Origin of the sequence: Halomonas sp. 707D4, from assembly GCF_024158685.1 — a bacterium.
Lineage (GTDB): Bacteria > Pseudomonadota > Gammaproteobacteria > Pseudomonadales > Halomonadaceae > Vreelandella.
The window spans coordinates 1-9,106 of sequence record NZ_JAMZBD010000082.1 but is presented as its reverse complement, the minus strand read 5'-3'; the positions used below and the strand labels follow the sequence as shown (position 1 = coordinate 9,106).

The window sequence follows — 9,106 nt, the reverse complement described above, 5'->3', positions numbered from 1 at the left end:
GGCGTCATCGCCCAGATCGGCATGATGCCCGCCTCGGCCCAGCCGCTGGCGCTGGCACCGCTGATCTCGAAGGAAGTCGAACTGCGCGGCTGCTTCCGCTTTTTTGATGAGATCGACGAGGCCATCGCGCTGCTGGCGGCGGACACGCGTTTCGACGACGTCATCACTCACGTGCTGCCGGCAAGCGATGCCCAGAACGCATTCGCCATCGCCAAGGACTCCGAGGCCTCCGGCAAGGTGCTCATCTCGCTCTGGGCGTGAGCGTCGGTCAGGCACCTGAAACGCTTCTGGCCGCGCAAGGCGGCCAGAAGTACGCAAGTGTCGTCGGGCAGGATCGCTCGATCGAGATCGAGCGACTGAAGGCGGCTCAGCCCTTGAGCTTGGCCGTCATGGTCACGTCGGCCTTGAGCACCTTGGAGACCGGGCAGTTGGCCTTGGCAGTTTCGGCAGCCTCTTGGAAGGCAGCCTCGTCGGCTCCGCTCACGCTCGCCTCGACGTCGAGGTGGATCTTGGAGATGTCGAACCCGGACTTGCCTTGGGAGAGTGTCACCGTTGCCTGCGTATCGATGGCATCGGCGGTGTAGCCCTTGTCACCCAGAATCATGGAAAGCGCCATCGAGAAGCAGCTGGCGTGAGCGGCACCGATCAGCTCTTCCGGATTGGTGCCCTTCTCGCCCTCGAAGCGCTGCTTGAAGGAGTAGCCGGCATCCAGCACGCCGCTCTCGGTCTTGATGCTGCCCTTGCCATCCTTCAAGCCACCTTCCCAATGCGCATTCGCTTTGCTATCCATGGAACACTCCTGTTGCATTCGTTTGCCTGATTACTCGAAGGGCGCGGGACGCGGTCCCGGTCGCCACCTCCTTCAGCGTAGCGTATTTTCCTCGCGGTGCGAACGACGCTAGCGCGGCCGGCCCGTGACGGCATCGCCGACTCGGATGGTCGCGCCCGCGCCGACGTCGAGCGTGGCGTTCTGGCCGAAGTGAGCGCCCTTGAGCCCGGGCTGGGTGGCCATCTTCACCAGCGTGGCGAGCGGCTCGGCGGGCACGGGAATCACGCCCTCGCGCTGGTCGACGGTGATGATCTTGCACCGCTTGCAGGGTTTGCGCAGCGTCCAGCGGACCGCGCCACCGTCAAGCTCGATCGTCTTCCAGGCGTTCTCTTCCCAGGCCGAGGCGCCATCGATCACCAGGTTGGGGCGAAACCGCGCCATGGGTACCGGCGAATGGCCACCGGCCTCGAGCGCCTGGTTGAGGGCGTCGAGCGAAGCGGTGGTGGTCACGAGAAACGGATAGCCGTCGGCGAAGCGGGTATCCGCGACCTCGCCTTGCATGAAGTCGGCTTCCACGTGGCGCGTGAACCCCTCGGCGAAGCGCACCAGCGTCAGGCCCCGGGCCTGCTCACCGAGCGCCTCGAGCAGCCAGTCGGATACCGCCTGGCGCTCGGCCAGGGCCTTGCAGTGATCGCTCCACACCGTGACCAGGCGGATCTTGCCCTCGGGCGCCTCAAGGGGGATGTCGATCGAACCCGCGCGCGGATGGGAAAGCACCAGCGCCTGGTCGGTGAGCGTCACCTGGATACGGGCGAGCGCCGGGAGCTGGCGCTGGGTGACGAAGCGCTGATGCTCGTCGACCCACATCCAGTGACGGTCGTGGGCAAGCCCCTGGGGAGTGAGCTGCGCCGCCGCCACGTCGATGCCCTGGAGCGATTTGACCGGGTACAAGGTGAGCTGCTGGATGTTCAAGGGCAATACTCCGAAGGCGAGGAACAGGCGCCACTTTAGCGAAATCGGCAGGTAGGCTCCAGCGCCCTTGGCGACGCGCCTCACGCCGGCAAGGAGATAGCCACTCGACGCGTGACGCGCTACATTGGTCGCGACCAACCCGGGAGCCATCATGTCCGAGCAAGACCCCCTGAACGCGCTCGCGCTGGATCACCAGCTCTGCTTCGCGCTCTACTCCACCTCGCTTGCCATGACCAAGGCCTACAAGCCGCTGCTCAAGGAGCTGGGGCTCACCTACCCGCAGTACCTGGCGATGCTGGCGCTTTGGCAGCACGATGGATTGACGGTGGGCGCGCTCAGCAAGCGCCTGCTGACCGACCCGGGCTCGCTCACCCCGCTGCTCAAGCGCCTGGAGCACGACGGCTTTCTCGAACGCCGGCGAGGCCCGGACGACGAGCGCGTGGTCACGCTCTGCCTGACCCGCAAGGGGTGGGAGCTGCGTACCAAGGCGGCCCCGATTCCCGGCTGCATGATGCAGGCAAGCACCCTCTCGCCCGAGCGGCTGGCGGCTTTGAAGAACGAGCTGGTGACGCTACGCGAGCAGCTTCTCAAGACGCTCTGACCACGGGCCCGCTCGATTCGTTAGCACACTTTCGAATTTATCTTGCGCGCAAAATAAAGCTGGACTAACTTGGCTCGGTATTGATCATCGACCAAGGAGGCTCCATGTCCATCGAAACCATCGCTTACCGCGCCGAAGCCCACGTCACCGGCGGCCGTGAAGGCCACGCCAGATCTTCCGACGGTGCGCTCGACGTCACGCTCAGCACGCCCAAGGAACTGGGCGGCGCCGGTGGCCAGGGCACCAACCCGGAACAGCTCTTCGCGGCGGGTTACGCCGCCTGCTTTCTGGGCGCGCTCAAGCACGTGGCGAGCCAGGAGAAGGTGACGCTGCCAAAGGACGTCAGTATCGACGCCGCCGTAGGCATCGGTGCGGTGGAGATCGGCTTCGGCATCGAGGTCGAGCTCGAGGTGAGCCTGCCCGGGCTTGCGCGCGAAGAGGCCGAGTCGCTGGTGGAGAAGGCTCACACGGTCTGCCCCTACTCCAACGCCACGCGCGGCAACATCGACGTCACGCTGAGCGTCGTCTAGGTCTCGAGCGACCAGGCCACCGCCTTTGCCGCATGCAGGGCGGTGGTGTCGAAAAGTGTCACCGTGGTGTGCTCCTGGGCGACCAGCAGGGCGATCTCGGTACAGCCGAGAATCACCGCCTGAGCGCCGCGAGCCTCGAGGGTCGCGATGATCTCCAGGTAGCGGGCTCGGGACGCCTCCCTGATCTCGCCGCGACAAAGCTCCTCGAAGATGATCCGGTGAACGCTGTCACGCTGGGGCTCGTCCGGGACGACGACGTCGATGCCGTAGCGCTTCTGGAGGCGCGCCTTGTAGAACGCCTGCTCCATGGTGAAGCGCGTGCCAAGGAGCCCCACCCGGGTGATGCCCTGCGCCTGGCAGCGCTCGGCGGTGGCATCGGCGATGTGCAGAAGCGGAATCCCGATGGCCGCTTCGATGGCGGGCGCGACCTTGTGCATGGTATTGGTGGCGAGCAGCAGGCAATCGGCACCGGCGCGCTCGAGCCGTCGAGCCGCCTCGGCGAGCCGCTCCCCGGCCTGCACCCAGTCGCCGGCGCGCTGCAGCGCCTCGATCTCGGCGAAATCGACGCTGATCAATACGATGGAAGCGGAATGCAGTCCGCCAAGCGCCTGGTTGACCCCTTCGTTCAACGCCTGATAGTAGCTCTGGGTCGACTCCCAGCTCATGCCGCCCAGTACACCGATCGTTCGCATCTGGCTCCGCTCCTGTCCATTTCGACGTTCACTCATGTACCGACCCAACATACGCCCCTTGCAGACGGTTTTCATTAGCCCCATTGATAGCTTGACGCTACGTTATAGAAGACCTTTGATCGACGTCCATCACCACGAGGAGAGAGCACGATGAGCGATACCTATACACCGCCGCGAGTATGGGAGTGGGAGCCGGGTAACGGCGGCAAGTTCGCCAGCATCAACCGGCCGACGGCGGGCGCGACCCACGAGAAGGAGCGCCCGGTGGGCAAGCACCCGCTGCAGCTCTACTCGCTGGCCACCCCCAACGGCGTCAAGGTCACCATTCTGCTCGAGGAGCTCCTGGAAAAGGGCATCACGGGTGCCGAGTACGACGCCCACCTGATCCAGATCGGCGAGGGCGACCAGTTCGGCAGCGGCTTCGTCGAGGTGAACCCCAACTCGAAGATTCCGGCGCTGATGGATCACAGCGTCACCCCGCCCCAGCGGGTGTTCGAGTCCGGCGCGATCCTTCTGTACCTGGCCGAGAAGTTCGACGCCTTCCTGCCGACGGATCCGGCCAAGCGCACCGAAACCCTCTCCTGGCTCTTCTGGCAGATGGGCAGCGCGCCGATACTGGGCGGCGGCTTCGGGCACTTCTACGCCTACGCGCCGGAGAAGTACCAGTACCCCATCGACCGCTACACCATGGAAGTGAAGCGCCAGCTCGACGTGCTCGACCGGCACCTGGCGAACAACCGCTACATGGCCGGCGACGAGTACACCATCGCCGACATGGCGATCTACCCCTGGTACGGCGCCTTGGTCAAGAACCGCGTCTACGAGGCGGCGGAGTTCCTGCAGGCCCACACCTACGAAAACGTGATCCGCTGGGCCGAGGAGCTCGACGAGCGCCCCGCGGTCAAACGCGGTCGCATGGTCAACAAGACCTGGGGCGACGAGAGCGAGCAGCTTCTCGAGCGCCATGATGCCAGCGACTTCGACAAGCTCTAAAGCCAGCGATAGCGGGTATCACCCATGACGCAAGACGGCCACCTCGGGGGCCGTCTTGCGTCGTGCGCGGGGTCAGAACTGATAGCGAACGTTCGCGGTAACGCTGCGCCGGTCGCCGTAGCCACAATCACTCCCATCGTAGCGGCACCAGCTCACGTACTCTTCGTCGGTAAAGTTCTTGATATCCACCGAGAAGTCCCAGTCGTCGAGTGTGTAGCCGACCATCGCGTCATACAGCGTGCTGGACGGCACCACCGGGGCTTCGCTGGCGCCCACGGTGTCGCCCACGTAGCGTACACCGGCACCGACGCGCCAGTTCGTTCCCATGTAGAGTCGGTTCCACCAGGACACCTGCTCTTCGGCCACGAAAGGCAGCCGCAGGCCGGTGGCATCGTTGCGAGCATCGAGATGGGTATAGGCAAGCTGGGTCTCCAACTGCTGCCAGCGCTTGTTCAGCTGTACCTCGATGCCGTCCACCTTGGCGCCCACCTGCTGCACGCCGCCCGGGGTGAGGCCGTCGCTGATGCGGTTTTCCTGGGTGATATCGAAGTAGGCCGCGCTCAGAGCCAACGTTTGGTCCGGCGACACGTACTTGAAGCCAATCTCGTTTTGATCACCGGTGGTCGGCTTGAGCGGGCTCGGATCGTCCGTGCCGTCGCTTCCCAGGTTCATGGCGAACGCTTCGGAGTAACTCACGTAGGGCGAGAAACCGTTCTCGAAGCGGTACATCAGCCCGAGACGTCCGGTAGTCTTCGCCTCGTCACTGACCGTATCGGGGCCTTCCACCGCGAGGGTACGGTTCTCGGCCCAGTCACGCCGAAGCCCTGCGGAGAGCACCACCGGGCCGAACTCGACATGATCCGCCAAGTACACGCCCACCTGCTCGATATCGTTGTCGGGTCGGTCGCGCGGGTCGAGCGCGTCGAGGCGAAGATCGCCGTAAGTGGGATCATAGATATTGATCGGCCCGCCTCCGCCGGCCACGGAGGAGTAGTTGTCCTCGGACCAGCGCGCATCCTGACGGTCGATACCCGCCAGCAGGGTGTGCTCGGTGGCGCCCAGACTGAACGACCCCGTGAGCCGCGCATCCAAGTTGAGAATGCGGGTCTGGTTGTCGGCGGTGAATATCGTGCGATTCACCTCGCCGTTCGGGCCGGGTACGCTCGGGATGTCCACCCAATGCTCGCGGGTTTGGGTACTGGATTCGGTGTAGCGCGCGGTAGCGGAAAACGCCCAGTCATCGGTCAGTGTTTGATCGAAGAACAGCGTGGTTTCGGTCTTCTCGCGATCATAGCGATCCCAACCGGGCTCCCCCACAAACCGCTGAGAGCCGATGAACCCTTGGGAGCCCGGTTCCAGGGTGCCTACCTGGGGAAGGAACTGCGCCGATACCTGACCCTTGTTCTCCTGGCGATTGATCAGCAGTGTGAACTGGGTCTCGTCACTGGGCCGCCAGGTAAACGAGGGCGCGAGCAGGTAGCCATCGTCGTCGACGTGATCCACCTGGGTGCCGCTGTCTCGGGCAAGCGCCACCAGACGGTAGAGGAACTGCCCTTCTTCGTCGGCGGCCCCGGTCACATCCACCGCGAGCTGCTGGCGATCGAAGGAGCCGACCTGGGCCCAGACTTCGCCGCGCTGCTCCGCCTGCGGCAATTTGGAGACGCCGTTGATGATGCCGCCCAGATCCGCCTGGCCATACAGCATGGACGATGGCCCGCGCAGCACCTCGACGCTTTCCAGCGCGTAGGGATTGGTGCGCACCGTGTTGTAGGCGCCGTAGACCTGGCGCAGGCCGTCCAGGTAACGCCCTGCATCCAGCCCGCGCACCTTGGCGCTGTCCGTTCGCGTATCGAAGCCGAAGTTGCCCGCATGCACGCCAGGCGTATACAGCAGCGTATCCTGGATACTCTTGGCACCGGTGTCCTGAATGAACTCCTGGTCGATGACCGACATGGAAAACGGCTGCTCAGAGATCGGCACCGCAAGCTTGCCTACTCTGGATTCGCGTTCGGCGTCGATATAACCGTAGACTCCCGACGCCTCGGCGGTCACCTGAACGGTATCGAGGGCGACGTCATCATCGGCACGGGCGCTTGACTGGGCGATCACCGGAGTGGCAAGCGCGTGAGAGGCGATGGTGATCGCCAAGGCAAGTCGATGCTTGCCTTGAAAGCCGTCTGGCATGAAAAGTATCCCGAGCAAAATTATCGACTGATAATGGTAGTGATTATTATTCGCAAGGGAATATAAAAGGGAGGCGTCCGTCTGTCAATGTCGCCGCTGGATCGCTTGCACCGGCCCGTGCAGTTGACCTGGGCGTCAACGATGCTTTTCCCACCATTCGGCGTAGGAGCTGTTTTCGGGGGCGCGGCCGCCCTCGTCCGGCGCGCCGTCGTCCCACCACACCGGGCCGCGCTCGCCCAACGCCTCCTTGGCGCGCTGAACCTCGCTGCGCGCCTTTTTGAGTGCCGCGTCGTCGCCCTGCTGCTTGGCGCTCTTGACCGCGCGACGCGCCTTCATCAAGGCGTTGACCTGCGCCTGCTCCTCGTCGTCGTCGAGGCGCGGGTCGGTGCAGCGCCAGAGCCGGTTCTTGGCCACGAAGTAGCGCCCGTCCGGCGTGGTGGGGTAACGGCTCTTGCCTGCCATCAGAAGCGCCTGGTGAGCGTCATCGCGCCGACGGTATCGTGGCTGTCCTGGCCGTCGAACTCGCGGGTGCGCTTGAGCGCGGCGTAGGTCACCTGCCACTCGTCCCAGCCGAGGGCGAGGCCGACGGAGGCATCCGCGACCCACTCCTTGCGATCCACCGAGTGGCTCGAGGAGAAGACGTTGCCGTCGAGGGTCAGGTTGTGCGCCATGTAGTAGCCGTCCACGTTGGCGAACAGGTACCACTGGAGGCCGTGGGTGGCGTCGAACTGGCCGCGACTGCCCGGGTTGGGCGTCAGCGTCGGCACGCCGCTGGCGTCGTCGCCCCAGCGTACGCTGTAGCCGGTGCTGGCGTAGGTGTAGAGATTGCCCAGCGCCACGCCCACACTCGGACCGTGGGCGAACTGCTTGCCGGCCAGAGGCGTGTCGATCCACCACTGGCGGCGCCAGTTGAGGTTGGCGATCGGCTCGTCGCCGAGTTGGTTGTCCCAGCCGCGCGGTCGGTCACTGTTGGTGATGCGATGCACCTCGCGCTGGATGCTGTCCGCCAGCGACGACGGCCCGACCAGCCCCACGTCCAGGTGCAGGTCGGTCGCCTGGGTCACGTTCTGGGAGATTGGCGCGTCCTCGTAGAGCGACAGACCGACGAACACCAGGCCCGCGTAGGGACGATCGTCCACGATCAGCGCGGGCTCCTCGATGTTGTCCGGCGTGTAGATCTGGTGCACCAAGCGAAAGCTCGCCTGGTTCGCCCGGCCGATGATCGCATCGGGCAAGGAGGTCGCAAGCCGTTGGGTCCAGCTCTGGTCACCTGGGGTGTAGCGGTAGTTGAGCTCGAAGCCGCTGGTGAAGTGGCCGTCGTCGCTGCTGGCCATGCCGTCGTTCTCGACCTTGACCGACAATGCGCTGTCGTCGGCGAAGGCTAGAGGTGCCAGAAGCGTCATCGAAGCGGCGAGGGCCAGGGGTTTCCACCGGGCGGCAGAAGAGTCGTTCATGTCTCGTTCCTTGAGGAGGGTGTCGTTCGAGGCCATCAGTATAGCCACTTTATAAACATTTTTGGTTGTATGTAACAAAGGAATGTTTAGCAGGCATACTTCCCTCGCGCGGCGCTCAACGTTCGAGCTTCAGCCAGTGCGGAGTGATCTCATGCTGGCCCCGCTCGTCGGTGACGAACAGCGCACCATCGCTGATCATGACCGCCCACTCGATCGCCCGGGGCAGGTCCTGCGCCACGGTCTCGAGCGCCGCTTGCGGCAGGCTCGCCACGTGCAGGTTCTTGAGCGGGGCCACCGCCGGCAGCACCTTCGCCTCCCAGATATCCGTGCGCCCGTAGGCCAGAAGCGATACCCGCTCGGCGCGCCGCGAGCACCAGGTCAGCCGGTCGGCGTCCGGCAGGCCCACCTCGATCCAGTGCAGCACGCGGCCATCCAGGCTCTTCTCCCACAGCGCCGGCTCGTCCACGTCCGAAAGCCCGCGCCCGAAGGCAAGTGCCTCGCTGTACCACAGCACGAAGGCCAGCAGCCGCGCGCAGAGTCGCTCCTCGGTTTCCGAGGGGTGTCGAGCGACGGTGAAGCGCAGCGTCTCATACACGTTGCGATCCAGGTCGGTCAGGTTCACATCCACTTTATAGGGGGTCGCGCTCAGAGCCATGGCCATCATCCGCTTGATTTTTCACTAGTGTAACGGAATTGGCCGGCCCACGGGCTAACCCGTTCGCAGATCGCGCAGCAGCATCGCGTTCTTCAGCGTATCGCGCTCGTGGCTCTCCTCGCGCCAGGGCTCCGCCAGCGCCTGCTCGTACCGCGCCTGCAGCGCCGGCACCTGCAAGAGCCGCTCGACGTAGTCGCGGGAAGTGTCGCTGAGCGGAAGATCGAAGGTCTGGACACGAAACGCCACCGGGGCGAAG

The 9,106-nt window shown here is 64.6% G+C and carries 10 protein-coding genes and 2 pseudogenes; 4 read left to right on the top strand and 8 right to left on the bottom strand.

The genetic code is table 11. The features are described from left to right. A pseudogene (locus BIS11_RS05555) lies at nucleotides 1-261 on the top strand (L-idonate 5-dehydrogenase); the annotation flags it as partial. 106 nt (nucleotides 262-367) lie between these two features. On the opposite strand, the gene BIS11_RS05550 reads toward BIS11_RS05555, so the two are convergent. Together BIS11_RS05550 and BIS11_RS05545 are read right to left on the bottom strand one after the other, a co-directional pair. Continuing rightward, on the bottom strand, nucleotides 368-790 hold the full coding sequence (locus tag BIS11_RS05550; RefSeq protein WP_253421342.1) for an OsmC family protein: 423 nt from the start codon (nucleotides 788-790) through the stop codon (nucleotides 368-370). A gap of 108 nt (nucleotides 791-898) precedes the next feature. Then, on the bottom strand, nucleotides 899-1,879 hold the full coding sequence (locus tag BIS11_RS05545; protein ID WP_367399199.1) for an MOSC domain-containing protein: 981 nt from the start codon (nucleotides 1,877-1,879) through the stop codon (nucleotides 899-901). Between the two features lie 13 nt (nucleotides 1,880-1,892). On the opposite strand from BIS11_RS05545, the gene BIS11_RS05540 reads away from it, so the two are divergent. Then, nucleotides 1,893-2,342, top strand: a complete 450-nt coding sequence (locus BIS11_RS05540; protein WP_253421348.1) for a MarR family winged helix-turn-helix transcriptional regulator — start codon at nucleotides 1,893-1,895, stop codon at nucleotides 2,340-2,342. A 104-nt stretch (nucleotides 2,343-2,446) separates the two neighbouring features. Then, nucleotides 2,447-2,872: an organic hydroperoxide resistance protein gene (locus tag BIS11_RS05535; RefSeq protein WP_301282933.1), complete on the top strand. Its 426-nt coding sequence runs from the start codon at nucleotides 2,447-2,449 to the stop codon at nucleotides 2,870-2,872. Here BIS11_RS05535 and BIS11_RS05530 read toward each other — a convergent pair. After that, the gene (locus BIS11_RS05530; RefSeq protein WP_253421351.1) at nucleotides 2,869-3,564 is read right to left on the bottom strand and encodes an aspartate/glutamate racemase family protein; all 696 of its coding nucleotides are present in this window, start codon (nucleotides 3,562-3,564) and stop codon (nucleotides 2,869-2,871) included. The genes BIS11_RS05535 and BIS11_RS05530 overlap by 4 nt on opposite strands. Nucleotides 3,565-3,714: 150 nt before the next feature. Between BIS11_RS05530 and yghU the strand changes: the two genes are divergently transcribed. Continuing rightward, nucleotides 3,715-4,557 carry a glutathione-dependent disulfide-bond oxidoreductase gene (gene yghU / locus BIS11_RS05525; protein WP_253421354.1) on the top strand — a complete coding sequence of 281 codons (843 nt, stop codon included), beginning with the start codon at nucleotides 3,715-3,717 and terminating at the stop codon, nucleotides 4,555-4,557. 72 nt (nucleotides 4,558-4,629) lie between these two features. On the opposite strand, the gene BIS11_RS05520 is transcribed toward yghU, so the two are convergent. From BIS11_RS05520 to BIS11_RS05500, 5 genes and pseudogenes are all read right to left on the bottom strand, one after another. Then, entirely contained in the window at nucleotides 4,630-6,741 is a 2,112-nt protein-coding gene (locus BIS11_RS05520; protein WP_253421358.1) for a TonB-dependent siderophore receptor, read from the bottom strand. 135 nt (nucleotides 6,742-6,876) lie between these two features. Then, nucleotides 6,877-7,203: a hypothetical protein gene (locus BIS11_RS05515; protein ID WP_253421361.1), complete on the bottom strand. Its 327-nt coding sequence runs from the start codon at nucleotides 7,201-7,203 to the stop codon at nucleotides 6,877-6,879. Beyond that, complete coding sequence (locus BIS11_RS05510; protein ID WP_253421364.1) at nucleotides 7,203-8,195, bottom strand: lipid A deacylase LpxR family protein; 993 nt, start codon at nucleotides 8,193-8,195, stop codon at nucleotides 7,203-7,205. Before BIS11_RS05510 ends, BIS11_RS05515 begins: the two co-directional genes overlap by 1 nt. Nucleotides 8,196-8,310: 115 nt before the next feature. Further along, nucleotides 8,311-8,850 (bottom strand): YaeQ family protein, encoded by a 540-nt coding sequence (locus tag BIS11_RS05505; RefSeq protein ID WP_253421367.1) that lies wholly within the window; start codon nucleotides 8,848-8,850, stop codon nucleotides 8,311-8,313. A 54-nt stretch (nucleotides 8,851-8,904) separates the two neighbouring features. Then, a pseudogene (locus BIS11_RS05500) lies at nucleotides 8,905-9,106 on the bottom strand (glutathione S-transferase); the annotation flags it as partial.